This is a genomic window from Aquabacterium parvum, from assembly GCF_001447195.1.
GTDB lineage: Bacteria > Pseudomonadota > Gammaproteobacteria > Burkholderiales > Burkholderiaceae_C > Aquabacterium > Aquabacterium parvum.
Genome location: NZ_LFRI01000059.1, coordinates 1 through 273, shown reverse-complemented (window position 1 = coordinate 273; position 273 = coordinate 1). Strand labels below are relative to the sequence as shown.

1 protein-coding gene is annotated in these 273 nt (G+C 64.8%); it reads left to right on the top strand.

Features of this window, described 5'->3' with window-relative positions; translation table 11 throughout:
- Nucleotides 1-253, top strand: a 253-nt coding sequence (locus tag ABG80_RS22330) for a hypothetical protein (protein WP_160322405.1), incomplete at its 5' end; no start/stop codon positions are given.
- Between the last annotated feature and the right edge of the window lie 20 nt (nt 254-273).

Genomic DNA, 273 nt, shown 5'->3' with positions numbered 1-273 from the left:
GCTGACCGGCACCATTCGAGCAGTCACCACCCTGGGTGGTGGCGTCAACAAGAAGACCGGCGAGGTGATCCCCACCCGCCCGGTTCTCCAGATCGAGGGCCTCGATAACCGTGGCCTCGTTCAACTCTTCACCCTCGCAGTTCCGGACACCAAGCCTTTCGAGGGCCGAGTGGGTGAGCAGGTGTCCGTGCCGGTGCGTGCGTGGGCTCCTGGCGCGTCGGTGAGCCTCGCCTATGAGGGGGGCAAGGTGTGAGGATGGATGCACGTATGAGG